20 protein-coding genes are annotated in these 24,761 nt (G+C 70.7%); 9 read left to right on the forward strand and 11 right to left on the reverse strand.

Going from position 1 to position 24,761, the window contains the following annotated elements:
• Positions 1–90: 90 nt before the first annotated feature.
• The 3 genes from ACEN9V_RS11485 to ACEN9V_RS11495 are packed head-to-tail and all read right to left on the reverse strand — an operon-like array spanning position 91 to position 6,358.
• Positions 91–2,025, reverse strand: coding sequence for a S9 family peptidase (locus ACEN9V_RS11485; protein WP_413600422.1), 1,935 nt, complete (start codon positions 2,023–2,025; stop codon positions 91–93).
• Positions 2,022–3,806, reverse strand: a complete 1,785-nt coding sequence (locus tag ACEN9V_RS11490; RefSeq protein ID WP_413600423.1) for an N-acetylglutaminylglutamine amidotransferase — start codon at positions 3,804–3,806, stop codon at positions 2,022–2,024. The genes ACEN9V_RS11485 and ACEN9V_RS11490 overlap by 4 nt, the downstream gene beginning before the upstream one ends.
• Positions 3,806–6,358, reverse strand: coding sequence for a glutamate--cysteine ligase (locus tag ACEN9V_RS11495; protein ID WP_413600424.1), 2,553 nt, complete (start codon positions 6,356–6,358; stop codon positions 3,806–3,808). The genes ACEN9V_RS11490 and ACEN9V_RS11495 overlap by 1 nt, the downstream gene beginning before the upstream one ends.
• Before the next feature lie 86 nt (positions 6,359–6,444).
• On the opposite strand from ACEN9V_RS11495, the gene ACEN9V_RS11500 reads away from it, so the two are divergent.
• Together ACEN9V_RS11500 and ACEN9V_RS11505 are read left to right on the forward strand one after the other, a co-directional pair.
• Positions 6,445–7,794, forward strand: coding sequence for an alpha/beta fold hydrolase (locus ACEN9V_RS11500; RefSeq protein ID WP_413600425.1), 1,350 nt, complete (start codon positions 6,445–6,447; stop codon positions 7,792–7,794).
• Entirely contained in the window at positions 7,791–9,380 is a 1,590-nt protein-coding gene (locus ACEN9V_RS11505) for a GMC family oxidoreductase (protein WP_413600426.1), read from the forward strand. Before ACEN9V_RS11500 ends, ACEN9V_RS11505 begins: the two co-directional genes overlap by 4 nt.
• A 42-nt stretch (positions 9,381–9,422) precedes the next feature.
• Here the strand turns inward: ACEN9V_RS11505 and ACEN9V_RS11510 are convergent, their stop codons facing one another.
• From ACEN9V_RS11510 to ACEN9V_RS11535, 6 genes are all read right to left on the reverse strand, one after another.
• Positions 9,423–9,785, reverse strand: a complete 363-nt coding sequence (locus ACEN9V_RS11510; protein WP_413600427.1) for a hypothetical protein — start codon at positions 9,783–9,785, stop codon at positions 9,423–9,425.
• Positions 9,786–10,011: 226 nt separating this feature from the next.
• The gene (locus tag ACEN9V_RS11515) at positions 10,012–10,833 is read right to left on the reverse strand and encodes an ABC transporter permease (RefSeq protein ID WP_413600428.1); all 822 of its coding nucleotides are present in this window, start codon (positions 10,831–10,833) and stop codon (positions 10,012–10,014) included.
• A complete protein-coding gene (locus ACEN9V_RS11520) occupies positions 10,830–11,750 on the reverse strand; it encodes an ABC transporter permease (RefSeq protein ID WP_413600429.1) in 921 nt (306 codons plus the stop codon). Before ACEN9V_RS11520 ends, ACEN9V_RS11515 begins: the two co-directional genes overlap by 4 nt.
• A complete protein-coding gene (locus ACEN9V_RS11525; protein WP_281266347.1) occupies positions 11,747–12,955 on the reverse strand; it encodes a spermidine/putrescine ABC transporter substrate-binding protein in 1,209 nt (402 codons plus the stop codon). Before ACEN9V_RS11525 ends, ACEN9V_RS11520 begins: the two co-directional genes overlap by 4 nt.
• Entirely contained in the window at positions 12,952–14,139 is a 1,188-nt protein-coding gene (locus ACEN9V_RS11530) for an ABC transporter ATP-binding protein (RefSeq protein ID WP_413600430.1), read from the reverse strand. The genes ACEN9V_RS11525 and ACEN9V_RS11530 overlap by 4 nt, the downstream gene beginning before the upstream one ends.
• 36 nt (positions 14,140–14,175) lie before the next feature.
• On the reverse strand, positions 14,176–15,627 hold the full coding sequence (locus ACEN9V_RS11535; protein ID WP_413600431.1) for an aminobutyraldehyde dehydrogenase: 1,452 nt from the start codon (positions 15,625–15,627) through the stop codon (positions 14,176–14,178).
• 125 nt (positions 15,628–15,752) lie between these two features.
• Between ACEN9V_RS11535 and ACEN9V_RS11540 the strand changes: the two genes are divergently transcribed.
• From ACEN9V_RS11540 to ACEN9V_RS11560, 5 genes are read left to right on the forward strand one after another with little or no spacing between them, the layout of a single operon-like run.
• The gene (locus ACEN9V_RS11540) at positions 15,753–16,223 is read left to right on the forward strand and encodes an Lrp/AsnC family transcriptional regulator (RefSeq protein ID WP_111106184.1); all 471 of its coding nucleotides are present in this window, start codon (positions 15,753–15,755) and stop codon (positions 16,221–16,223) included.
• Entirely contained in the window at positions 16,220–17,662 is a 1,443-nt protein-coding gene (locus ACEN9V_RS11545; RefSeq protein ID WP_413600432.1) for an aspartate aminotransferase family protein, read from the forward strand. Before ACEN9V_RS11540 ends, ACEN9V_RS11545 begins: the two co-directional genes overlap by 4 nt.
• 2 nt (positions 17,663–17,664) lie before the next feature.
• Positions 17,665–19,026 (forward strand): NAD(P)/FAD-dependent oxidoreductase, encoded by a 1,362-nt coding sequence (locus tag ACEN9V_RS11550; RefSeq protein ID WP_413600433.1) that lies wholly within the window; start codon positions 17,665–17,667, stop codon positions 19,024–19,026.
• Positions 19,026–20,360, forward strand: coding sequence for a flavin monoamine oxidase family protein (locus ACEN9V_RS11555; RefSeq protein ID WP_413600434.1), 1,335 nt, complete (start codon positions 19,026–19,028; stop codon positions 20,358–20,360). Before ACEN9V_RS11550 ends, ACEN9V_RS11555 begins: the two co-directional genes overlap by 1 nt.
• Positions 20,357–21,010 carry a hypothetical protein gene (locus ACEN9V_RS11560; RefSeq protein ID WP_413600435.1) on the forward strand — a complete coding sequence of 218 codons (654 nt, stop codon included), beginning with the start codon at positions 20,357–20,359 and terminating at the stop codon, positions 21,008–21,010. The genes ACEN9V_RS11555 and ACEN9V_RS11560 overlap by 4 nt, the downstream gene beginning before the upstream one ends.
• Positions 21,011–21,036: 26 nt before the next feature.
• Here the strand turns inward: ACEN9V_RS11560 and ACEN9V_RS11565 are convergent, their stop codons facing one another.
• Positions 21,037–21,855 (reverse strand): SDR family oxidoreductase, encoded by an 819-nt coding sequence (locus ACEN9V_RS11565; RefSeq protein WP_413600436.1) that lies wholly within the window; start codon positions 21,853–21,855, stop codon positions 21,037–21,039.
• A 139-nt stretch (positions 21,856–21,994) separates the two neighbouring features.
• Here ACEN9V_RS11565 and ACEN9V_RS11570 point away from each other — a divergent pair, with 139 nt between their 5' ends.
• The gene (locus tag ACEN9V_RS11570; RefSeq protein WP_413600437.1) at positions 21,995–22,852 is read left to right on the forward strand and encodes a hypothetical protein; all 858 of its coding nucleotides are present in this window, start codon (positions 21,995–21,997) and stop codon (positions 22,850–22,852) included.
• Here the strand turns inward: ACEN9V_RS11570 and ACEN9V_RS11575 are convergent.
• The gene (locus ACEN9V_RS11575) at positions 22,809–23,765 is read right to left on the reverse strand and encodes an SDR family oxidoreductase (protein ID WP_413600438.1); all 957 of its coding nucleotides are present in this window, start codon (positions 23,763–23,765) and stop codon (positions 22,809–22,811) included. The two genes, ACEN9V_RS11570 and ACEN9V_RS11575, sit on opposite strands and share 44 nt — an antisense overlap.
• Positions 23,766–23,888: 123 nt before the next feature.
• Here ACEN9V_RS11575 and ACEN9V_RS11580 point away from each other — a divergent pair, with 123 nt between their 5' ends.
• Entirely contained in the window at positions 23,889–24,731 is an 843-nt protein-coding gene (locus tag ACEN9V_RS11580) for a helix-turn-helix transcriptional regulator (RefSeq protein WP_413600439.1), read from the forward strand.
• The last annotated feature ends 30 nt before the right edge of the window (positions 24,732–24,761 follow it).

The following is a 24,761-nucleotide window of genomic DNA, read 5'->3' on the forward strand; positions in this document are numbered from 1 at the left end:
GGGGTCGGGAAGACAGGCCACCTACGCGCGAAACGACCTCCCACGCGCGAATCGCCCCCCCGCGCCAACAACCCCCGACCTCCGCGCGGCTCACACCAAGCGCGACGCCAGGAACTCCACCATCGTCCGCACCAGCAGCGCTCGGGAGGACGCGCGCCGGTACTCGTGGCCCTCGCCCTCGAGCTCCAGGTACGACACGTCGTGCGACCGCGCACGCAGGGCATCGACGACCTGGTGCGCCTCGCCGATCGGCACGTTCGTGTCGAGCTCCCCGTGCACGACGAGCAGCGGCGCCGTCACGTCGTCGATCGCCCGCATCGGCGACAGCGACTCGAGCAGTGCCGCGTCGTCCACGGGGTGCCCGTACTTCGTCGCGGCGGCCGAGGCGATCCACGGCTCGGTGTCCCGGTAGAACGTCGCGAAGTCGCTCATCCCGCACACCATCACCCCGGCAGCGAACACGTCTGGCGTGAACGCGAGCGAGGCGATCGTGGCGTACCCGCCGTACGACCGGCCCTCGACGGCGACCCGCCCACGCTCGGCGTACCCGTTCGTCACGAGGAACCGCGCGCAGTCCACGACGTCCGCGAGCGCGTTCCACCGCAACCCGAGGTCGTCGGCGTGCACGAACTCCCGCCCGTACCCGCTGGACCCGCGGATGTTCGGCGCGAACACCGTGATCCCCGCTGCGGCGAGCGCCTGGTGCTGCGGCGAGAACGTCGGCCGCTCCTGCGACTCCGGCCCGCCGTGCAGGTGCAGCATCGCTGCGCGGACGGGAGGCTCGTGCGCAGCCCCGGAAGGAGCGAAGGCAGTCGACGTGGCCGGCTCCACCGCCCGGTACAGCCACCCGGTCAGCTCCAGTCCGTCACGGGCGGTGAAACGCTCGAGCGTCGGCTCCACCAGCGACACCTCGGGCAGCGCCGGGACGTCGGTGACCCGGCTCCAGGTCAACGCGTTCGTGTCGAGACGCCACAGCTCCCGGGGGCGCGTCGGCCCCTCGACGGCGAGGATCACGCTTCGCCCGTCCCGGCTGAGCACCGGGTCGGTGACGACGTACCCGGGCAGGTCGGGGACGGCGGTGCGCGAGGCGTCGTGCGTGTTGATGAGGTCCAGCTCGCTGCGACCGTCGACGTTCCAGCCGAGCAGCAGCGTGCGCCCGGCGTCGTCGGCGTCGAGGAACTCGAGCTCGGCGTCGTCGCGGTCGATGATCCCGCGGGGCTTCCCGCGCCACCCGTGCGGCCCGACCGGCTGCGCGACGAGCCCGCGGCGGGGCAGCCCGGCCTCGGTCGCGACGTAGGCGACGAGCGGACTGGTCTCGCTCGCCGGGGACGGCCGCAGGAACGCGATCTCGGCGGAGCCGTCCGGCGGGTCGGTGAGGAGCGACTGGCTCTCGTCGGTGAGCCGGTCGACGACCACGACGAACTCGTGACCGCGGGCACCGTCGCGCAGCACCACGAGGCGTTCCTCCACCGACAGGTCGAGGATGTGGATGAGCTCCCCGACCGCCAGGTCGTCGCGGTCCCCGGACACGGGGTCGACGAGGTACGAGCGCGCCGGCTGCTCGGGTTCGGTCGACGGCAGCGTGATCACGACGCGGTGCCCACTGCGGCTCCACGGCCCGAGCTCGGCGTGCTGGTACCGCGACCCGGCGATCTGCGCGGCGTCGCTGCCGTCCGGTCGGACCACCCAGACCTGCTGCTTCACGCCGCCGTCGGTCGCGATGGCGACGGCGAGCCACTCCCCGTCGGACGACCACGTCACCCGGATGACCGGGTCGTCGGACAGGCGGATGCGGACGGGGTCGGGCAGTGGGCCGTCGACGACGACGTCCTGCACGAAGACCTCGGGGGTGCCGTGCCGATCGCTGACGAAGGCCACCCGGCGCGCGTTCCGCGTCATCGTCGGGCCCCACGAGCCCCAGGCGGCGGTGAGCCGCTCGCCCAGGTCGACCGCGGCCCTGGTCTCGGCCGACTGCGCGACGGACGCCGATGCGCCCACCTGCAGCGAGCCTCCCGGCCGGCTCACCGCACCCCCTGGTGCTGCAGCCACATCTCGATCAGGCCGAGCTGCCAGAGCGCGTTCGCGCCGATCTCGGTCCTCGTGCTGTTCGGGTCCTGGAGCATCCGCTCGACCTCCCCCGGGTCGAAGAGCCCGCGTTCCCGGGCCTCAGGGGCGTGCAGCGCCTCGCGGACGCGCTCCAGGTACGGACCCTCCAGCTGCCGGATCGCCGGCACCGGGAAGTACCCCTTCGTCCGGTCGATGACGGCATCGGGGACGATGCCGCGCGCCGCACGCTTCATCACGCCCTTGCCGCCGTCGGCGAGCTTCAGTTCCGGCGGGATCGTGCCGGCGAACTCGACGAACTCGTGGTCGAGGAACGGCACGCGCGCCTCGAGCCCCCACGCCATCGTCATGTTGTCGACGCGCTTGACCGGGTCGTCCACCAGCATGATCGTCGTGTCGCTCCGGAGCGCCGCATCGACACTGGTCGAGGCTCCCGGCCGCGCGAACTCCGCGTCCACGAACGCCGACGGGGTGTCGTCGTCGCTCCGCCAGCGCTCCCCGAGCAACCCCTGCAGAGCAGGCCAGCGGCGGTCCATGAACACCGACCGGTACGCCTCGGCGGCCTGGTCCCTGGGGACGTCCGCGAGCGGCGGGTACCAGCTGTAGCCGCCGAGGACCTCGTCGGCACCCTGCCCGGACTGCACGACCTTGACGTGCTGCGAGACCTCCTGCGAGAGCAGGTAGAACGCGACGCAGTCGTGACTGACCATCGGCTCGCTCATCGCCTGGATCGCCCCGTCGATGCCGTCGAGCAGGCGTGACGAGGGGATGCGGATGCGGTGGTGGTCGGTGCCGAAGTGCCGGGCGACCTCGTCGGAGTACTCGAACTCGTCGCCGGACTCCCCACCGGCCGACTCGAAGCCGATGCTGAACGTGGCGAGGTCCTGCTGACCGGCCTCGGCGAGCAGGGCGACCACCAGCGAGGAGTCGATGCCGCCGGAGAGCAGCACCCCGACCGGGACGTCGGCGACCATGCGGCGCTCGACCGCGGTGCGGAGCGACGTGGTGAACGCCTGCTGCCAGTCCTCGTCCGACCAACCGGCACGGGCGGTGTCACGCTCGAACCGGGGCTGCCAGTACGTCGTGTCGCGGAACGCTCCCGACGGTTCGTAGACCCGCACGGTCGCCGGCGGGAGCTTGCCGACGCCGGACAGGATCGTGCGGGGTGCCGGGACGATCGAGTGGAAGCTCATGTACGACGCGAAGGCGACGGGGTCGATGGACGTGTCCACCTGACCGCCGGCCAGGATCGCCGGCAGGGAGCTCGCGAACCGGACGCCACCGGGGACCTCCGCCACGTACAGCGGCTTGATCCCGAGCCGGTCGCGCGCGAGCACGAGTCGGCCGCTGGCGTGCTCCCAGATCGCGATGGCGAACATCCCGATCAGGTGGTCGACGAACGACTCGCCCCACTCGGCGTAGGCGGCGACGATGACCTCGGTGTCCGACGTCGAGTCGAACGTGTGGCCCTTGCCGTGCAGTTCCTCGCGGAGGTCCCGGTAGTTGTAGACCATCCCGTTGTAGGCGATCGTCAGGCCGAGGCGCGTCACGACCATCGGCTGCGCGCCGGCGGTCGACAGGTCCACGATCGACAGCCGACGGTGCCCGAGCGCCACCGGGCCGCGCGCCCAGAGTCCGTCGCCGTCCGGCCCTCGGTGCACCAGGCAACCGGTCATCCGGGCGACCGCCCCGACGTCGGGGGACGTCCCGTCGAACCGGATCTCTCCAGCGAGTCCACACATCAGCCGTCCTCCCGGTCCGTGCCCACGATCCACGTGTCCTTGGCGCCGCCGCCCCGCGACGAGTTCACGACGAGGCTGCCCTCCGGCGCGACCCTGGTGAGCGCGACGTCCGCCAGGTGGGTGTCGTCCGGACCCGTGCCGGTCACGTACACGAACGCGCGGAGGTCCACGTGCCGGGGGTCGAGCCCGGCTGGTCCGATGGTGGGGTGCGACGAGAGCTGGACGACCTCTTGCCCGACCCACCCCGCAGGATCCGCCGCGATCGCGCGTCGGCGTTCGGCGACCTCCGGTGCGCTCGCGACCGGGCCGATGAGGACGTCGCGGCCGCCCTCGCCGTCGACGGGCTTCGTCACGAGCTCGCCGACGCGGTCGAGCACGGACATCCGTTCGCCCTCGATGCTGGTCCGGTAGGTCGGCACCGACTCGAGCAGCGGCTTCTCGTCGAGGTAGTACCAGATCAGGTCGGGCACGTTGACGTACATCGCCTTGTCGTCGACGAGCGCGTTGCCGGGCGCGTTCGCCAGGTAGACGTGCCCGGCCTCGGCCGCGTCGAGGATCCGCGCGCCGAGATCGGGGGTCAGGTCGTTCCGGAGCGCGCTGGCGTCGCGGTCCACCCGCAGGTAGAGCGCGTGCAGGACGTCACCGGTCGCCGCCTCGACGACGCGTCCGTCGCGGACGTCCAGGTCCGACTCGGTCAGGAGGCGCATCCCGGCTCCCTCGGACAGCCTCCGGTGTTCGTACCAGGCGCCGGCGGCGGGGCCGTCGCTGATCAGCGCCAGCACCGGCTCGCGTTCACCGGTGACGGCCGTCGCGTTGATGCGGAGCGTGTGGGCGATCCGGTCCATGACGCCGTGCGGATCGCGCAGGTGTTCCGGCCGGGGTGCGTCGGGGACGACCTCGTCCATGAGTTCGCGCAACGCGATGCCGTACGCCACGCCGGAGGGCGAGCGGACGTTGTCCTCGAGCACGCGCCACCCGCCGAACTCGTTCCGCACGAGGTCGAAGCCCAGCACCGGGGCACGGACGGCGTCCCTCGGCAGGCGCATGGCGTCGGGGTCCCACCCGTTGCGGCCGACGAAGTCGCGCTCGTCCATCGCGCCGTCCGCGACGATCCGTCGGTCACCGTACGCGTCACGGAGGAAGAGCTCGATCGCGCGGGCACGCTGCCCGAGGCCCTTCGCGAGCTGGTCCCACTCGTAGGCGCTGACGGTCCGCGGGACGAGGTCGCAGCCGAAGTCCTGCACGGCGCCGGCGACCACGAAGCCGACCTCGTGCTCCCGGGTCCAGGCGTCGCGGGCGGTGCAGCGGTCGATGGTCGTCTCGGCGTCCCAGCCACGGAAGAACGCGGCCAGGTCGCGGAACGCCGGACGGGGGCGTGCGCCAGGTCCGACCGCCTCGTCGCCGGCACGGACGCGGTACGACGGGATCGCGACGACGGGGTGGTCGTCCCGACCGGACGGGGTGCCAGCGGTGTCCTCGACCACGAGCGCCACGACGTCGTCGAGCGAACCCCGCTCGGCGTACGCGGTCCGCTGCCGGTCGGTGGAGTTGCCACGCGCGAGGGTGTCCTCGAGCAGGGCGCTCACGGTCCCCCAGTCGCCGAGCTCCTCGAGTTCGGGGCGGAGCCGCGAGACGAGCTGGCGCACCGCGATCTCGGCCGGCAGCCGCTCCGGGTGTTGCCCGAGCCCCAGCAGGTCGCCGCTCAGTCCACTGCGTGCGGCCTGCCACATCGCCGCGCGGTGCAGCGGTTCGCTCCTGGGATGCCACTCGGCGCCGGACTCGACCGCGATCTCGGCCTTGCGGACCGCTGCGCGGAACAGCCCGGCGATGAGGACCGCGTCGTCGACCACGGGTGTCGCGTCGCAGACCCGCAGTTCGAGCGTCGGTGCGTGCGAGGACGGACGGACGTCGAAGTACGCCATCTTCTTGTCGGCGATCACGCCGGACGCGATGAGGTCCTCGAGCACCTTGTCGTACTCGGCAGCGCTCTCGACCCGGCCGAAGCTGCCGGCGGACGGCCAGCGCTGCCAGATGATGCTCCGGAACGACGCGTACCCGGTGTCCTGGCCGTTCCAGAACGGACTCGACGCACTCAGCGCCAGCAGGACCGGGAGCGTCGGTGCGACGCGCTGGGCGATCTGCACCGCCAGGTCGCGGTCGCTCACGCCGACGTGCACCTGCAGGCCGCAGATGAGCTGTTCGTCGACGAGCATCCGGTACTGCTCCTGCATGCGTCCGTAGCGGCCACCGGAGGTCAGTTCGAAGTCGGCGTACTCCGACCTGGGTGCCGTGCCGGCGGCGGCGATGGTGACACCCGCCGGCGCGATCGCTCCCGCCAGCTCCTGCCGGAGGTCGACGATCACCCGCCGGAGGTCGTCGAGCGACGTCACCACCGGGGTGTTCGTCTCGATCGTCGTGCGCTGGAGTTCTGCGCCGAAACGGTCTGCTGGGAGTTTGGGCAGAAGGCGCGGGGCCTTCGCGGAAAGTCGGCCGGACTCGAGGTCGATGAGGTGCAGCTCTTCCTCGGCGCCGAGCGTCAGCTCTGCACTCATTCACCGAACCTACCCGTGACGCCTGTCGAGCGCCCGGGGGTACACCCGTCTGGGAACCCGGTCACCGTGGGCCGTAGAAACGAAGGATGACGGCAACCGCGTTCTGCCTGCACGCCCTCGGGTCCAGTTCCGAGGAGTTCGCCACGCTCCGCACCCGCTTGGCGGGCACCCTCGACCTCGTCGGCATCGACCTGCCCGGCTTCGGCCGCTCCTCCGCGGCGACGGGCACGACCGTCGAGGAGATGGTCGAACAGGTCGAGCGGGTCATCGGGCAGAGCGGCGCCACCGACTGGGTCCTCATCGGGCACTCGATGGGCGGCAAGGTCGCCTCGGTCGTCGCCTCCCGCACGATCGACGGGTCCAACGGGCTCTTCGGGCTCCGCGCGGTCGTGCTGCTCGCTGCCTCACCGCTGTCCCAGGAGCCCATGGACGAGGAGCGTCGCGCCACGATGCTCGGCTGGGCTTCCGACGGCCCGATCGGTCCGAGCGACGCCGAGACCTTCGTGTCGGCGAACGTCGACGCCCCCCTCCCCCCGGAACCGCACGCGATGGCCGTCCACGACGTGCAGCGGGCCGATCCACGCGCCTGGACGGACTGGCTGGTCCGCGGCAGCCGTGAGGACTGGTCGACCACCTTCCCGCCGAACCCGGTGCCCGCGCTGATCCTGGCCGGTGCTGCCGACGGTGACCTCGGCGAGGACGCGCAGCGCACGCTGAACCTGCCGCACTGGACGACCGGCGAACTCGGCGTCGTCCCGGACGCCGCACACCTGCTGCCGTGGGAGCAGCCCGACGCGGTGGCCGAGCGCATCAGGGACTTCTGGGAGCGCCGGATCGCCGGCGGACCGGTCGTCCCGCCAGCGACCGTCCGGGTGATCGCCTCGCCGCGGGTCAGCGCGCGGACCCGGGGCATCCTGGCCGTGCGAGCCCTACCCGACGACTCCGCAGCGACCCCCGCGTCGCTCAGCGTCGACCAGCTCGACACGCTCCGTGCGGTGGCGAGGATCGTCGTCCCGCAGCCCGGCGACACGACGATCGACCTCGCGCTGCGGGTCGACGCGCAACTCTCCGCGGGGCTCGGCGACGGGTGGCGGCCCGACGGCCTGCCGGCCGACGTCGACGCCTACCGGGCCGGACTCGACGCGATCGCTCCGGAGGCCGCACGAGGCGACGAGCACCTCGCCGCGGTGCTCGACGCGGTGACCGCCGGAGAACACACCCCCGCGGTCGGACCCTTCGACGCGGAGCAGCTCAGGGCATGGGCCGAGGACGCCGCCGTGGACCTCGTCAAGCAGTGGGCCGCACACCCGGCGACGATGGCCGAGATCGACTACGACGGCTTCGCCAACGGTGGCGACGGCGTCCGCAAACAGGGCTTCCAGCTGCTCGCCGCCGGGCAGCGCGAAGCGTGGGAACCGACGGGAGCAGCACGATGAGACTCGACCACCAGCGCCGTCACGACGAGGACGAGGTCGTCGACGCGGTCGTCGTCGGCACCGGGGCGGGCGGCGCACCGCTCCTCGCCACCCTCGCGCGGAAGGGGCTCCGCGTCGTCGCGCTCGAAGCGGGCCCGAACACCGACCCGGAACGGTTCACACCGGACGAGGTCGAGGCCCCCGGTGACATCAACTGGATGGACGAGCGCATCAGCGGCGGGGACGCCCCGACCGCGTTCGGCCCGAACAACAGCGGGACGGGCGTCGGCGGATCGACGCTGCACTGGGGAGCGTTCACCCCGCGCCCGAACGAGCACGACATCCGGCTCCGCACCGACTCCGGCGAGGGCGAGGACTGGCCGATCGAGCACGCCGAGCTCGTGCGCTGGATCGAGCAGGCCGAGCACGACGTCGGCGTCGCGGGCCCGGCGCACTACCCGTGGGACCCAGCCCGTCGCTACCGGATGGGGCCGCCGGCCCGCAACGCGTCCTCGGACATGATGATGCGCGGTGCCGCTGCCGTCGGGATCACCGCGACGGACGCGCCCGTCGGCCTGACGACCGAAGACCGGATGCAGGAGCACCACGGCCTCCGGCACGCGTGTGTCGCCTGTGGTTCCTGTCACCAGGGGTGCCGGAACGGCGCGAAGGTGTCGATGGACACCACGTACCTGCCCGCCGCAGTCGCCTTCGGCGCCGAGATCCGCGCCGATTCGTTCGTGCACGGCATCGAGCTCGACGCCCGCGGCGAGGTCGAGGCCGTCGTGTACCGACAGGGTGGCCGCGACCACCGGCAGCGGACCCGATCGCTCGTGCTCGCCGCCGGCGGCATCGAGACCCCGCGACTGCTGCTGCACACCGGACTGGCGAACAGCAGCGGCCAGGTCGGCCGGAACTTCACCGCGCACGGCGCCACCCAGGTCTGGGCGACGTTCGACGAGTCGATGCGCTCCTACCGCGGGTACCCGTCGTCCATCATCACCGAGGACTTCATCCGTCCCGCGGACGCCGACTTCGCCGGCGGCTACCTGATCCAGAGCCTCGGCGTGCAGCCGCTCACCCTGGCGACGACGCTCGTCCGTGGCGGCGGGCTCCGCGGCGCGGCGCTCGTCCAGGCCCTGCGCGACTATCCGAAGATGGCCGGCGTCGGCATCAACGCGGAGTGTCTGCCGTACGACGACAACCGCCTCGTGCTGTCCGACGAGGTCGACGCGAACGGTGTGCCGAAGGCCCGCGTGACGTTCTCCCCCGGTGCGAACGAGGAGGCGATCACCCGACACGCAGTCCGGACGATGACGTCGATCGTCGAGGCTGCTGGCGGCCGCGACGTCCGGGTGCTCGACCGCACCGCGCACACCGTCGGGACCGCTCGGATGGGCACCGACCCGGAGCGCTCCGTCGTGGACGCTGCCGGTCGGTCGTGGGACGTGCCGAACATGTGGATCGTCGACAACTCGGTCTTCCCGAGCTCCCTCATCGCGAACCCGGCGCTGACGATCATGGCGCTGTCCCTCCGCACCGCCGACCGCATGTTGCGCGACGACGCGTCGGCCGACCGGGCGGAGGCGCGCCGCATCGCCGCCTGAGCGCCTCCGACGATCGTCCTGTCCGACGACGGTCGACTGCGATCACGGCCGCCAGCGATCGGCTGACGGCAGCTCGATCGCTGACACCGCACGCCCGAGCATCCGCGTGGTCAGGTCGACCTCGTGCTCGTCGCCCGGAGCGTCGTTCGCGTCCATGCCGACGAGCCACGTGAGCCCGCGGAGTGCACGGCCGTCCCGCCCGACCAACGCCAGTGCCCAGACGGCATCGGCGTGGCCCGCGGTCTGGCGCTGCGCCCAGTCGATCGCCTGGAGCACGTCACAACCGGTGAGATCGGTGGTCGAGGTGGCGAAGGTGGCCCCAGCGCGCTCCTGCAGGTACACCCGGAAGTGTGGGTGGTGGTTCTCCCAGGTGCTGTCGCGCTCGTCGACCTCGATGGCGTCCATCGATCGAGCGTACGAGATCGTCCGGAGCCCGCGGTGTCCGGTGACATTCCACGTAGGCTGGTCGCGTGGACTCCGACACCGCCGGGTCGTGGTCCTGGGGCAAGCGTGAAGCCCACCACCGGTAGGACGGTGATGGGCTTCGGGTTGCTCTCCGAGTGGAAAGCCGAGGACGGGCACAATCCGTTCCCGAGTCTGAACGCTCGGGTCCAGTGTAATCGAGCCCCGGTCAGCCGCGCGTGCGGGACAAGCGACGGTTGAGCGCCCCGTTGAGCAACGCGACGAGCAGCCCCACCGCGAACACCAGCGTCCCGAAGCAGAGCACCTGCGGCGGCATCCCGGCCTTCGCGGCGCCGTACACGAAGAGCGGGAAGGTGACAGCGGGTCCGGCGACGAACGACGTGATGACGTAGTCGTCGATCGACATCGCCAGCGCCAGCAGCCCCGCGGCGAGCATCCCCGGCGCGAGCAACGGCAGCGTGACGAGCCGGAACGCCTGGAACGGCGTCGCGCCGAGGTCGCCTGCGGCCTCCTCGAGCGCACGCGACGTCCCGGCGATCCGCCCCCGGAGGACGACGACGACGTACGCGACATCGAACGCCACGTGGGTGAGCAGCACCGTGAGGAACCCGGTACCGAGCCCGATCGACAGGAAGAACGACAGCGACGCGGACCCGACGACGATCGACGGCGCCGCGATGTCGGCGAACACGACGGCGTTGACGGCACCCCGCCCGGGGAACCGGTAGCGCTCGAGCGCCAGGGCGAGCGGGAGCCCGATCGCGACCGAGACGATCGCCGCGAGGAACGCGATGACGACCGACGTGACGAACGCGGACCCGAGCCCGGAGACGTTCACGAGGTTGGCGTACCAGTACGTGGTGAAGCCGTTCCACGCGAAGGTCAGCCGGTTGGTGGGTGCGTCGTTGAACGAGTACACGATCATGTAGACGATCGGCACGAGGGTGATCGCGATGACCACCCAGTAGACGATGGCGAGCCAGGGCCCACGACGGTTCACGCCGTGACGGCGCGGTGCGACGGCGGTCATACGAGGTCCTCGAGGTCGTCGGTGCCGGAGACCCGGGCGTAGATGAACAGGATGATGCCGAGCACGACCATGAGCACGGTCGACAGCGCAGCGGCGACGTTGTACTGCTGGTTTCCGGAGTAGGCGTCCTGGATGGCCTGCCCGATCGTGTACGTGTTCGTGCCGCCGAGGAGCGCCGAGTTCACCGGGTCCCCCACGCAGTCGATGAACACGAGCAGGACCCCGGCGAAGATGCCGGCACGGGACAGGGGCAGTGTGGTGTGCCAGAACGCCCGGAACCGCCCCGCGTACAGGTCGTGCGCGGCTTCACCGAGTCTCGGGTCGATGCGCTCGAGCGCCGCGTAGATCGGCAGCACCATGAAGGCGAGGTCGTTGTACGCGTCGCCGAAGATCACCGCCCCGCCGGTGCCGAGGATGTGGAAGTCCTTGCCGGCGACCCCGATCCCCTGCAGGAACGTGACGACGGGCCCCTGGGACGCGAGCACGAACGCCCACATGTCGGTGCGGATGATGAACGACACCAGGAAGCTCACGAAGACGAGCATCAGGAGCGGGTTCTTCCACCGCGGTGACACCCGGAACGCGATGAAGTACGCCACGGGGTACCCGACGACGATGGTCACGAGGGTCGCGGCGAGGCCGTACCAGAGGGATCGGAGCAGGAACGTCAGGTACGGCACCTGCGGGTCGACGAACAGGGACGAGTAGATCCCGAAGTTCCAGGTGAACGTGTACCCGTCGTCCGGGTTGCCCGACATGAGCGAGACGATGAGCCCGGACACGAGCGGGATGACGAAGAACACGCAGAGGTACGCGGTCCCGACCAGCGCGAGCAGGAACGGCGTACTGCGACGACGACCGCGACGGACCGGCGCCGGGTCGAGACCGATCCCGGGCGCGACCCCGACCGCCGTCACGACTGCACCACCGCGTTGAAGATGCCGTTCCACTCCGAGTACTCGTCGTAGTTCTCGAACACCCGGAACTCGTGCGACGCGTCCAACACGGCAGCGGACGGGAACACCAGCGGGCTGTCCGCCACCGTCGCGTCGTCGAGCACGTTCCTGACGTAGTCCTCGGCCGCGGGCACCGGGCACACGTAGTTGACGTAGTCCTCGACGATCCCCGCGATCTTCGGCGTGTAGTAGAAGTCCATCCAGGCGAGCGCCGACACCGGGTTCGCCGCCTGCTTGGGGATGAGCATGTTGTCGTGCCAGGTCATCTGCCCCTCCTCCGGCGTGACGAACTCCAGGTCGGGGAACCCGGACTGCTGCGCCTGGAACACATCGCCCGACCACGCCTGGGTGATCCAGGTGTCACCGTTCTCGAGCCGGTTGATGTAGCTCTGGTCGTAGAACCCGGTCACGCTCGGCCGGAGCTCGCGGAGCCATGCCTGGGCCTTGCGCCAGTCGGCCGGGGTCGACGTCTCGGGGGCGATGCCCAGCGCGAGCAGGGCCAGGGAGCCGAGCTCGGTGTTGTCGCTCATCAGCCCGATGCGCCCCTTGAAGGCCGGGTCCTTCAGGTCCTGGAACGACGTGATCTTCCGCCCGGTGTACTTCGGGTTGTACGCGAGCCCCGTGAACCCGGTCTGCCAGACGACGGAGTGCTTGTTGCCCGGGTCGTAGTTCGGGTTCTTGACGGACGCAGAGGCGTTGGCGGCGAAGTTCGGCAACCGCGTGTGGTCGAGCTCGCACACGAAGCCGTTCTTGATCATCTCGGTGAGCTCGTACCCGTTCGTCATGACGACGATGTCGTAGCCGGTGGCCCCCTGCGCCCGGAGGATCGGCGAGACCGTCGCGTAGAACGTCGCGTTGTCCTGGATCACCGCCTGGTAGTCGACCGCGATCCCCGTCTCCTCCTTGAAGAGCGCGAGGGACTCGGACTTGCCGTGGTCGGAGTCGATGTAGAGCGGCCAGTTCGCAAAGTTGAGTTCCTTGGTCGCCTTCGCGTCCTTCCAGAAGGCCGTCCAGTCCACCGCTGGTCCCGTCGACGCCGCAGAGCCCTTGATGCTGCAGCCCGCGAGCAGGGCGGCCACCGCCGCGGCGCCGCCGCCTGCCAGGAAGCCGCGCCGGCTGACCCGCGCGGACGTCAGTCCGCGCACCAGGTCCGGTCCGGCGTTCACGCGACCGCACCTGCGGTGGCGGTCTCGGCCTGGAGGCCCGGTGCGGGCTGGGTGGTGACGCTCGCGTCGGACGCGATGGGAGCCTCCAGTCCGAAGCCGTGGTCGACGCCCCAGGTGAGCCAGACCTCGGTCCCCGTGGCGATGCGGGGTCCGCCCTTCGTGTTCTGCGCGAAGACGGAGACGCGGCCGGCGCCGGGGACGTCGACGAGGTACTGCGTGCTGACGCCGGAGAACGAGACGTCGACGACACGGCCGGGTCCGAGGATGTTGCGTCCCGCCTCGTGTGACGGCTCTGCGGTGCGGATCTTGAGCTTCTCGGGACGGACGCCGACGACCACGCGACCGCCGGTCGCGACCGCACGCGCCGTCGGGACCGCGATCGTGCCAGCCGCCGTGGCGACCACGAGCAGCTCACCCTCGGTGCCGCGGACATCGCCCTCGAGCAGGTTCGACTGGCCGAGGAAGTTCGCGACGAAGGCGGTCCTCGGCAACTCGTAGAGGTCCTGGGGGCTGCCCATCTGCTCGATCCGGCCACCGTTCATGACGGCGACGGTGTCGGCCATCGTCATCGCCTCTTCCTGGTCGTGCGTGACGTGCAGGAAGGTGAGCCCGACCTCGGCCTGGATCGTCTTGAGCTCGAGTTGCATCTGGTGCCGGAGCTTCAGGTCGAGGGCGCCGAGCGGTTCGTCGAGGAGCAGGAGCGCGGGCCGGTTCACGATCGCGCGGGCCAGGGCGACGCGCTGCTGCATGCCGCCGGAGAGCTGTGCTGGTCGCTTCGACGCGGACGAGTCGAGCTCGACGAGGTGCAGTGCCTCCCGCGCCTTCGTCATCGGGTCCGGGATGCGCCGGCGCTTCAGGCCGAACGCGACGTTGTCGAGCACGCTCATGTGCGGGAACAGCGCGTAGTTCTGGAAGACCGTGTTGACCGGCCGCTGGTACGGCTTCGTGTCGGTGACGTCCTTCCCGCCGAGCAGGATGCTGCCGCTCGTCGGTTCCTCGAGGCCGGCGACGAGCCGCAGCGTGGTCGTCTTCCCGCAGCCGGACGGCCCGAGCAGCGCGAAGAACGACCCGGCGGGCACGGTGAGGTCGAGGGCGTCGACCGCGGTGTGTCCCGGGAAGGACTTCGTGATCTGCTCGAGCCGGAGATCTGCTCCGGATTCGGCGAAGGTGCCGGTCGTTGCCATGGTGCCTCCTGGTGTTCGCGGGCCCGGGAGTCGGGTTCAGCCGATGTAGGACATGACGTGCTTGATGCGGGTGTAGTCGTCGAACCCGTACTGGGACAGGTCCTTGCCGTAGCCGGAGTGCTTGAAGCCGCCGTGCGGCATCTCGGCGACGATCGGGATGTGCGTGTTGATCCACACGCACCCGAAGTCGAGGTCGCGGGCGAAGCGCATCGCCCTGGCGTGGTCGGTCGTCCACACCGAGCTCGCCAGGCCGTACTCGACGTCGTTCGCGGCACGCAGGGCGTCCGCCTCGGTGCGGAAGCGCTGGACGGTCTGCACGGGGCCGAACACCTCCTGCTGGACGATGCGGTCGTCCTGCCGCAGCCCGGAGACGATCGTCGCCTCGTGGAAGTACCCGACGTCGCCGACACGGTGACCGCCGAGCTCGATCGCGGCGTGGTCGGGAAGCGTGTCGAGGAAGTCCTGCACGTGCGTGAGCTGGTTCACGTTGTTGACCGGCCCGAAGTACCCGTCCGTGCCGGTCCTCGCGTTCGTCCGGGCTTCCGCGGCGAGCGCCGCCACGAACTCGTCGTGGATGCCGTCCTGCACCAGGAGCCGGGTGGCGGCGGTGCAGTCCTGTCCGGCGTTGAAGAACCCGGCGGCGACGATGCCGGCGACCGCGGACGGGATGTCGGCGTCGTCGAACACGATCACGGGTGCCTTGCCGCCGAGTTCGAGGTGCGTGCGCTTGAGGTCACCGGCCGCGGCTCGGGCGACCGCCATGCCCGCGCGGACCGACCCGGTGATGGAGACGAGCTGCGGGGTCGGGTGGTCGATCATCGCCGCGCCGGTGGAGTGGTCGCCCAGCACGACGTTGAGGACCCCCGGCGGCAGGAACTCCGCGGCGACCTCGGCGAGCAGCAGCGTGGAGAGCGGTGTCGTGTCGCTCGGCTTCAAGACGGTGGTGTTGCCGGCGGCGAGCGCCGGGGCGATCTTCCACACCGCCATGTTGAGCGGGTAGTTCCACGGGGTGACCTGGGCCACGACGCCGATGGGCTCGCGGCGGACGAAGGACGTGTGGTCGGCGAGGTACTCGCCGGCGCTCCGGCCCTCGAGGTTCCTGGCGGCGCCGGCGAAGAAGCGGATCTGGTCGACGGAGAGCATGATCTCGTCCTCGACGAGGGTGGCTCGGGGCTTCCCGGTGTCCCGCGACTCGAGGTCCGCGAACTCCTCCGCGCGGGCCTCCACCGCGTCGGCGATCCGGAACAGTGCGAGCTGCCGCTCCCCCGGGGTCGTGCGGCGCCAGGTGTCGAACGCGGTGCTCGCCGCGGCGAAGGCGGCGTCGACGTCATCGGCGGTGGAGATCGGCGAGATGCCGTACTCGGCCTCGGTCGTCGGGTCCACCAGGCCGAACGACGTGTTCGTCCTGGACGGGGTCCACTCGCCCCCGACGAAGTTCCGGAGGTCACGGGTCGCCGTGTCCGACGCCGTCTTCGTGCTGTCCAGCATGGCGGCGATACTGGCACGGAAACCGCTCGTTCGGAAGACTTGTAACAACGGAAATCGTCGCGAAACACGGTGTTCACAACGGAATCCCTTGCTTTCCCCCGGAATCCACTGCCATGCTGTCCGGCATGGCGGCAGCACCACGACGTCCGGGACCGATCGACGACATCTCCAAGCGGATCATCGAGCAACTCCAGGCAGACGGGCGCCGTCCGTACGGCGAGATCGGCAAGGCGGTCGGTCTCAGCGAGGCGGCGGTCCGGCAGCGCGTGCAGAAGCTCACCGAGACCGGCGTCATGCAGATCGTCGCGGTCACCGACCCGATGCAGCTCGGCTTCCACCGGCAGGCGATGATCGGCATCCGTGTGAACGGCGACACCCGCAAGGTCGCCGATGCACTCGAGCAACTGGCGGCGGTCGACTACCTCGTGATGACCGCCGGGAGCTTCGACCTCATGGTGGAGGTCGTCTGCGAGGACGACGACGACCTCATCGAACTGCTCAACGGCACGATCCGGGCCATCCCCGGCGTGACCGGCACCGAGACCTTCGTCTACCTGCAACTCCGCAAACAGCTCTACGACTGGGGAACGCGATGACCATCTCCGACCAGAAGACCGAACAGTCCACACGACTCGGCTCCTACGACCCGTTCGCACCGGTCGACAACGAGGACCTGCAGCGCAAGTCCCGCGACCACCTCTGGATGCACTTCGCCAGGCACGGCGCGAACCAGGCGGGTGCCGAGGTCCCGATCATGGTCCGCGGCGAGGGCCACCACGTCTACGACAGCCACGGCAAGGGCTACATCGACGGGCTCTCCGGCCTGTTCGTCGTCGCCGCCGGCCACGGGCGGAAGCGCCTGGCCGAGATGGCCGCCAAGCAGGCCGAGACGCTGAGCTTCTTCCCGATCTGGTCGTACGCGCACCCCGCGGCGATCGAGCTCGCCGACCGCCTGGCCGACCACGCCCCCGGCGACCTCAACAAGGTCTTCTTCTCCACCGGCGGCGGCGAAGCGGTCGAGACGGCGTTCAAGCTCGCGAAGTACTACTGGAAGCTCCGCGGCAAGCCGATGAAGCACAAGGTGATCTCCCGCGCGGTCGCCTACCACGGCACCCCGCAGGGCGCTCTCGCGATCACCGGCATCCCCGCGATGAAGCAGATGTTCGAGCCGCTCACCCCCGGCGGACTCCGGGTGCCGAACACGAACTACTACCGCGCCGACGAGATGGGCTTCGCCGGGCAGAGCGAGGAGGAGTTCGGCTACTGGGCGGCCGAACGCATCCGCGAGATGATCGAGTTCGAGGGACCGGACACCGTCGCGGCCGTCTTCCTCGAACCGGTGCAGAACTCCGGCGGCTGCTTCACCCCGCCGCCCGGGTACTTCCAGCGGGTCCGTGAGATCTGCGACGAGTACGACGTGCTGCTCGTCTCGGACGAGGTCATCTGCGCGTTCGGCCGCATCGGCACGATGTTCGCCTGCGACACGTACGGCTTCGTCCCGGACATGATCACGTGCGCGAAGGCGATGACGTCCGGGTACTCCCCCATCGGCGCGACGATCATCAGCGACAAGATCTTCGAGCCGTTCGCCGAGGGTGACACGACCTTCTACCACGGGTACACGTTCGGCGGGCACCCGGTCTCCGCCGCCGTCGCCATGGAGAACCTCGACATCTTCGAGGAAGAGGGCCTGCTGCAGAACGTCCAGCAGAACGCCCCGCTCTTCCGTGCCGAACTCGACACCCTGCTCGACCTGCCGATCGTCGGCGACGTCCGCGGTGACGGGTACTTCTACGGCATCGAGCTCGTCAAGGACAAGGCCACGAAGACCACGTTCGACGACGACGAGTCCGAGCGGCTGCTCCGCGGGTTCCTGTCGAAGGCGCTGTTCGACGCGGGGCTGTACTGCCGCGCCGACGACCGTGGCGACCCCGTCGTGCAGCTCGCTCCGCCGCTGACCATCGGGCAGCCGGAGTTCCGCGAGATCACCTCGATCCTGCGGAGCGTCCTGTCCGAGGCCGCGTCGAAGATCTGACCGTGTCCGGCTACCGGCGGGTCTCGTTCTGGATGGACCAGCTCGTGGCCTTCGGCCGCGACGACCTGACACCACGGCCGCCGCTCGACGGCGACCGCTCGGCGGACGTCTGCGTCATCGGCGGTGGACTGACCGGTCTCTGGACCGCGTGGTACCTGCACCAGGCCGACCCGAGCCTCCAGATCGTCGTCGTCGAGAAGGAGATCGCCGGATTCGGCGCCTCCGGACGGAACGGCGGGTGGTGCTCGGCGCTCTTCCCGCGCGAAGCGGCGGAGATCGCCGAGCACGCCGGCCGTGACGCGGCGCTCGCCATGCGGCGGGCGATGCGCGAGACGGTCGACGAGGTCGGCCGCGCAGCGGACGAGGCCGGGATCGACTGCGACTTCGTCAAGGGCGGCACCGTGCTCTACGCGCGGTCGGCGGTGCAGGACCGCGCAGCTCGAGCAGAGGTCGACGCGTCCGCCGCCTTCGGCGACGACATGGTCTACCGGTCCGCGCTCCCCGGCGACGCCGCCGGTTCCGTCGGGGTCGCGTTCACCCCGGACTGCGCGCGCCTGCAGCCGGCCGCGTTGGTCCGTGGCCTGGCGGCCGCACTGGAGGCCCGTGGCGTCGTGATCGCGGAGCGCACGCCCGCCGTGTCGTGGGCTCCAGGGCGTGTGGTCACCACCTCCGGGACCGTCTCGGCCGGCGCGGTAGTCGTCGCGCTCGAGGGCTACGGGGCGACGATGCCGCAGACCAGACGCCGGATCATGCCGCTGTACTCGTTGATGATCGCGACCGAGCCGCTGTCCGAGGCGGCGTGGGGGCGCATCGGGTTGGAGCACGGGCAGACGTTCTCGGACTACCGGCACCTGTTGGTCTACGGACAGCGCACCGCGGACGACCGGTTCGCGTTCGGCGGCCGCGGAGCCCGCTACCACTGGGGCTCCACGATCCGGAACTCGTACGACCGCGTGCCGCGGGTGTTCCGCCACCTGCGCACGACGCTCGCCGAGCTCTTCCCCGACGTCGGTGACGTCGGGGTCACGCACACGTGGGGCGGCCCGATCGGGGTACCCCGTGACTGGTGCGCCTCGGTGACCTGGGACGGCTCCGTGGGGTCGGCCGGCGGGTACGTCGGCGACGGGCTCTCGACGACGAACCTGGCGGGGCGGACGCTGGCCGACCTCGTCCGCGGTGTGTCGTCGTCGCTGACGGAGTTGCCATGGGTCGGGCACCACTCGCCGGACTGGGAGCCGGAGCCGCTCCGGTTCCTCGGGGCGAACGCCGGACTCGTGGCGACGGACATCGCCGACCGCGAGGAACGACTGACCGGACGACCGAGCATGGCCGCCCGGGTGCGCGAGAAGGTGACGGGGCACTGATGGCCGTCGTCCCTCCGTCGGCGTACGACGTCGTGGTGGTCGGGGCCGGGGTGTCGGGGCTCGCCGCCGCCCGGGCGCTCGCGCTCGGTGGGCAGCGGGTCGTCGTGCTCGAGGCCCGCGACCGCGTCGGTGGGCGCACCTGGACGGACGCCGCGCTCGGGGTGCCGGTCGACCTCGGGGCGTCGTGGATCCACGGCATCGAGGGCAACCCGCTCTGGTCGTTGGCGTCGGCGTTCGGGATCGAGACCGTGGAGTTCACGGTCGGGAGCTTCCAGTTCGACGGGCGGCCGATCGCGTGGCACGACCCGTCCGGTGTCCGGGTGTCCGGTTCGTCGCTGGTCGCTGACCTGCATTCGGTCGACGAACTCCTGCCGTCCGTCGTCGACGCCGCACCTCCCGGGACCACGTACGCATCGGCCGTCTCCTCGGTACTGGACTCCCTCGGGTGGACCGGCTCGCGGGCCGATCGCGTGACCGAGTACATGGCGCACCGCTCCGAGGACCTCTGCGGCGCGCCCGTCACCGACCTCGACGCCCACGGGCTCGACGAGGAGCACGTCGCCGGGGACGAGGTCGTGTTCCCCGGCGGGTACGGGCAGTACGCCGCTCGGCTGGCCGCCGGGCTCGACGTCCGGTTGTCGTCCGTGGCCCGTGCGGTGACCACCACGCCGTCGTCCGTCCGGGTCGACCTCGCCGACGGGTCGTCCGTGTCCGCGTCCCAGGTGGTCGTGACCGTGCCGCTCGGGGTGCTCAAGGCCGGGGACATCACGTTCTCGCCGCCGTTGTCCGAGCCCGTCGCCGGTGCGCTCGGACGGCTCGGGATGGGTGTCTACGACAAGGTGTTCTTCCGGTTCCCCTCGGCGTTCTGGGACTCCTGGGTGGTCCGGCAACAGGGGGACGCCGGTGTCGACTGGCACTCCTGGTACGACATGTCCCGGGTGACCGGGACGCCGGTGCTGGCTGCCCTGGTCGGCGGCTCCGGAGCGCGTCGGCTCGAGACGCTGTCCGACGCCGAGATCGTCGCCGAGGGGCTGGCTGCCCTGCGGTTCCTGTTCGGCCCGGCGGTGCCCGAGCCCGAGGCCGTGCGCATCACCCGGTGGGCGGCCGACCCGTTCGCGAAGGGGTCGTACTCGTACCTGCACGTCGGCTCGTCCCCTGATGACCACGACCTGCTCGGGACACCCGTCGGCCGGGTGCAGCTCGCGGGCGAGGCGACGTGGGGCGACGACCCCGCGACCGTGCACGGGGCGCTGCTGTCCGGGGTGCGGGCGGCGTCGCGCATCCTCGGACGGGACGTCCGGGCGGACGAGCTGGCCTCTACACTCGGCGCGTGAGCCCGTCGAAGGTCAGACACCAGCACGAGCACCGCTTCCCGGTCGCCGTCGCGATCCTCGTCAACCTCGCGCTCGCGCTGCTCCTGCCGAGCCGGGTGCTGTTCTTCCCGTCGTGGGTCGTGCCGCTCCTCGGTGTCCTGCTGCTCGTACCGCTGATCGTGTTCAACCCGCGGCGGCTGTCCCGCGAGACGACGTGGTCGCGGTGGTTGTCGTTCGCGCTCGCGATCCTGCTGACGGTGGCGAACCAGCTCACGGTGGTGCGGACCGTCGTGCTGCTGCTCGACGGGCACGTGGAGGGCGGAGTGGTGCTCCTCACCGCGCTGCAGGTGTGGGTGAGCAGCATCATCGCGTTCGGCCTCGTGTACTGGGAACTCGACCGCGGCGGGCCGGTCGCACGTCGGCGTCCCGACCTCTGGGAGTCCGACGAGGCGGACTTCCAGTTCCCGCAGGAGACCGACTCACGCACCGCCGCCTGGCGTCCGGTGTACCTCGACTACCTGTACGTGGCGCTCACGAACATGGTGGCGTTCAGTCCGACCGACACGATGCCGATGACCGTCCGCGCGAAGATGATCATGGCCTACCAGTCCGTCGGCGGGTTCATCCTGATGGCCCTGGTCATCTCGCGCGCGGTCAACATCATCGCCTGAGCGGTGGGCTGCTCGCTCGTCCCGCGTCAGGCGCCGTGTGCCTCCTCGGACACGGGCTGCCACTCCCGCCACGTCGCGAGACGCGACTCGTAGTCCTTCTCCGCGATGCCGAGCGGCGCCTTGCCGAAGAAGACCCGCAGCGGCGGCTCGTCGGCGTCGACCACCTTGAGGATCGCCGAGCGGGTCGCCTCGGGCTTGCCCGGGTCCGCGGCGGAAGGGCGCTTCGAGGCTGCCTCGCGCACGTCGGCGTACGCTTCGATCGGCTCGCTCTGCTTCGACGACGGTCCGGACCAGTCGGTCGAGAACCCGCCGGGTTCGATCAGGGTGACGTGGATGCCGAAGCCCGCGACCTCCTGCGCGAGGGACTGCGAGAGCCCCTCCAGCGCCCACTTCGACGCGTGGTACGCGCCGACGGTCGGGAACGCGCTGATCCCACCGATGCTCGACACCTGGATGATGTGCCCCGAACCCTGCTCGCGCATGATCGGCAGCGCCGCCTGGGTGACCCAGAGCGCACCGAACAGGTTCGTCTCGAGCTGGGCACGGACCTCGTCCTCGGTGAGCTCCTCGACCATGCCGAAGTGGCCGTAGCCGGCGTTGTTCACGACGATGTCGAGGGAACCGAAGTGGTCTGCTGCGCGCTGCACCGCGGCGAAGTCCGCCGAGCGGTCGGTGACGTCGAGCTGGATGCCGAGGAACGTGTCCGGGTAGTGCTCGACGAGCGCCTGCACGTCGTCGGGGTTCCGTGCCGTACCGGCGACGGAGTCCCCACGCTCGAGGGCGGCTTCGGCCCACTCGCGGCCGAAGCCCTTCGATGCGCCGGTGATGAACCAAGTCGTGCTCATGTGTCCTCCTGTTGTCTGACGTCGGTCACGCAACGCCGGGACCTTCGGAGTCAGCTGGAGGTCCGGGTGACGAGTGCACTTCGCCGAGCGGCGTCACGATGGACCCGTCCACCTCGCCATCCTCGCTAGTGTCGTCTCCGTGGTCGACGAGGGAACTCGCGGGACGCGCCGACGGGGGCTCGTCCGAGCGTTGCTGCTCGCCGTGGCGTTCGTCGCGCTCTACGCCGTGTCGAACCTGACGGCGTTCGGACAGACACTCGAGAACTCCTGGGCTCGCCGGTACGACGTGGACGCCACACTCGGTCACGAACTCGACTTCGCCGGCTTCGTGCCGCCGTTCAACTACGACATCGAGATCCTCGTGACCGGTGTCGGCGCTGCGTGCGTGATCGCACTCGTCCGACGACGCTGGTCGGAACTCCTGGTCGTGGCCGTCGCCATGCCGCTCGTGGTGTTCGGGACGCACGTCTTCAAGGAGGTGGCCGGACGACCGGAGCTCGTGCCGTCGCTCGACACCGCCACCAGCTACCCGAGCGGGCACGCCGGCATCGCCCTGGTCGTCAGCGCCGCGCTCGTGGTCGTCCTGCCCGCTCGTGCGCTCCGGTGGGCCGGACCGGTGCTGGGCTGCTGGTGCCTGCTCGTCATCGGCGGTCTGCAGGCCGAGGGGCAGCACCGCGCGAGCGAGGTGATCGGGTCCGGGCTGTGGACCGCGACCGTCCTCGTGGCCGTGCACGCGCTCGTCGGCCGGGGCGACGCGCAGGTGGGGAGGTCACTCCCCTCCCGCCGATCACCACGCCCGATCAGGACCAGTGCTGTCGTGACCGTCGTGGTCGCCGTGATCGTCGCCGTCGCCGGGGGGTGGTGCCCGCTCTGGTGGTGCACGCTGGTCTACGCCGGCGCGGCACTCCTCGCCACCTGGCTGACCTGGACCGCCGCGCTCGGGGCCAGGACGCCTACGCTCGGTCGGACGTCGTCTCCGGGAACCGGACGCCGCTGAGCTCCTCGGAGACGGTCCACAGCCGTGCCGCTGCGGCTTCGTCCCGCATCGGCTTCCACGGCTCGCGCCTGGCAGCGGGTCCACCGAGCCCACCCGGCCACCCCGGACCGGTGAAGGCCCCGTCCAGGTCGGAGCCGGTCGCCGCGAGCATTGCGGGCTCCCCGGCGGAGTCGACGGTCCCGACGACGAGTCCGCGCGCCGAGAGCCATCGGATGACCCGGACCGCCGTCGTGTCCTGGGCTCGTCCGACTTCCGGACGCGCGGCCAGGAGACTCGTCGGCGCGACACCCGGGTGGCTCACCGCACTCGTGATCCCCCAACCGCCCGCTCGACTCCGTCTGCTGAGCTCGAACCCGACGAGTGCACAGGCGAGCTTCGACGCCGCGTAGGCGCGGTTGCCGTCGTACGGCCGCTCGGACTGCAGGTCCTCCCAGTCGATCCGGGCACGTCGGGCCGCGATGCTCGTCTGCATCACCACGCGTGCGCTGCCGGCTCGCAGGAGCGGGACGAGCTGACCGACGAGCGCGAAGTGTCCGAGGTGGTTCGTGCCGAACTGCAGTTCGAAGCCGTCCTCCGTCTCCTGCCGCTCCGGTGGCGTCATCACACCCGCGTTGCCGATCAGCAGGTGCAGTGGGTCGCCCTGCGAACGGAGGCGATCGGCGAGCGACGCCACGGAGTGCAAGGACGACAGGTCCATCTCCTCGAGCCGCAGGATCGCGTCCGGGTACTGCTGCCGGATGCGGTCGACGGCGGCCTCGCCCTTCCGTCGGTTGCGGACCGGCATCACGACCTCGGCGCCGGCTGCGGCCAGCCGGGTGGCGATGCCGAGTCCGATGCCGTCGCTGGCACCGGTGACCAGGGCCCGCCGGCCGGTGAGGTCAGGGATCGTGACGTCGTCGTGGGTGCGTGGCATCGTGTCGTCTCCTCGTTCGCGGCACCTCGTGGCGCCTCGGTCGAGCATGCGCCGACCTCGTGCACGACATCCACGGCCTGACGATCCGTGGCTTGGCCGGACGCGTCGCGAGAGGATGACGACGTGATCGATCGAAGCGCACTCGCGGACTTCCTCCGTGGTCGCCGGCATGCCCTGCAGCCGGAGGACGTCGGGCTGCCGCGTGGGCAGCGTCGGCGGACCGCCGGGCTCCGTCGCGAAGAGGCGGCCCTGCTCGCGAACATGTCGACGGACTACTACGCGCGACTCGAACGCGAACGCGGCCCACAGCCGTCGGAGCAGATGCTCGCCGCGATCGCCCAGGGCCTCCGGCTGACGATCGACGAGCGCGACCACCTGTTCCGCCTGGCCGGACACGAACCGCCGACACGGAGCGCGGGCGGGGCCCACGTGTCGCCGGGGATGATGCGCATCCTCGACAGCCTGGTGGACACCGCGGCCGAGGTGTCGAACGAGGTCGGCGAGACCCTGCGGCAGACACCACTCGGCGTGGCTCTCATCGGTGACCACTCGCGGTACACCGGTGACGCACGGAGCTCCGGGTTCCGGTGGTTCACCCAGACCGACGTCCGGGAGCTCTACCCGGTCGAGGATCACGCCTTCATGTCCCGGATGTACGCGTCCGGACTCCGAGAGGTCGTCGCTCGGCGCGGTCCCGGCTCGCGGGCGGCACACCTCGCGGACACCCTGCTGGCGAGGAGCGCCGAGTTCCGGGAGGTCTGGGCGCTGCACGAGGTCGGGGTCCGTCCGCGCGAGGTCAAGCGGTACGTCCATCCCGAGGTCGGGGAGCTGACGTTGCACTGCCAGGTGCTGCACGACCCCGAGCAGTCGCATGTACTCCTCGTGCACACCGCCGAGCCGGGCAGCGTGACCGCGGAGCGACTCCGGCTGCTCTCGGTCATCGGCACGACCACCGCTGCTCGCTGAACCGTGGAGCCACCGAACCGCGAAACGGAC

It is taken from the genome of Curtobacterium sp. Curtsp57, from assembly GCF_047324335.1.
GTDB lineage: Bacteria > Actinomycetota > Actinomycetes > Actinomycetales > Microbacteriaceae > Curtobacterium.

Excerpts from the sequence above, each read along its gene's own strand:
- ACEN9V_RS11510 (WP_413600427.1), bottom strand. The coding sequence starts at position 9,785 with ATGGACGCCATCGAGGTCGACGAGCGCGACAGCACCTGGGAGAACCAC.
- ACEN9V_RS11565 (WP_413600436.1), bottom strand. The coding sequence starts at position 21,855 with ATGAGCACGACTTGGTTCATCACCGGCGCATCGAAGGGCTTCGGCCGC.
- ACEN9V_RS11500 (WP_413600425.1), top strand. The coding sequence starts at position 6,445 with ATGACGGCAACCGCGTTCTGCCTGCACGCCCTCGGGTCCAGTTCCGAG.
- ACEN9V_RS11545 (WP_413600432.1), top strand. The coding sequence starts at position 16,220 with ATGACCATCTCCGACCAGAAGACCGAACAGTCCACACGACTCGGCTCC.
- ACEN9V_RS11515 (WP_413600428.1), bottom strand. The coding sequence starts at position 10,833 with ATGACCGCCGTCGCACCGCGCCGTCACGGCGTGAACCGTCGTGGGCCC.
- ACEN9V_RS11530 (WP_413600430.1), bottom strand. The coding sequence starts at position 14,139 with ATGGCAACGACCGGCACCTTCGCCGAATCCGGAGCAGATCTCCGGCTC.
- ACEN9V_RS11495 (WP_413600424.1), bottom strand. The coding sequence starts at position 6,358 with ATGAGTGCAGAGCTGACGCTCGGCGCCGAGGAAGAGCTGCACCTCATC.
- ACEN9V_RS11490 (WP_413600423.1), bottom strand. The coding sequence starts at position 3,806 with ATGTGTGGACTCGCTGGAGAGATCCGGTTCGACGGGACGTCCCCCGAC.
- ACEN9V_RS11505 (WP_413600426.1), top strand. The coding sequence starts at position 7,791 with ATGAGACTCGACCACCAGCGCCGTCACGACGAGGACGAGGTCGTCGAC.
- ACEN9V_RS11540 (WP_111106184.1), top strand. The coding sequence starts at position 15,753 with ATGGCGGCAGCACCACGACGTCCGGGACCGATCGACGACATCTCCAAG.
- ACEN9V_RS11555 (WP_413600434.1), top strand. The coding sequence starts at position 19,026 with ATGGCCGTCGTCCCTCCGTCGGCGTACGACGTCGTGGTGGTCGGGGCC.
- ACEN9V_RS11535 (WP_413600431.1), bottom strand. The coding sequence starts at position 15,627 with ATGCTGGACAGCACGAAGACGGCGTCGGACACGGCGACCCGTGACCTC.
- ACEN9V_RS11575 (WP_413600438.1), bottom strand. The coding sequence starts at position 23,765 with ATGCCACGCACCCACGACGACGTCACGATCCCTGACCTCACCGGCCGG.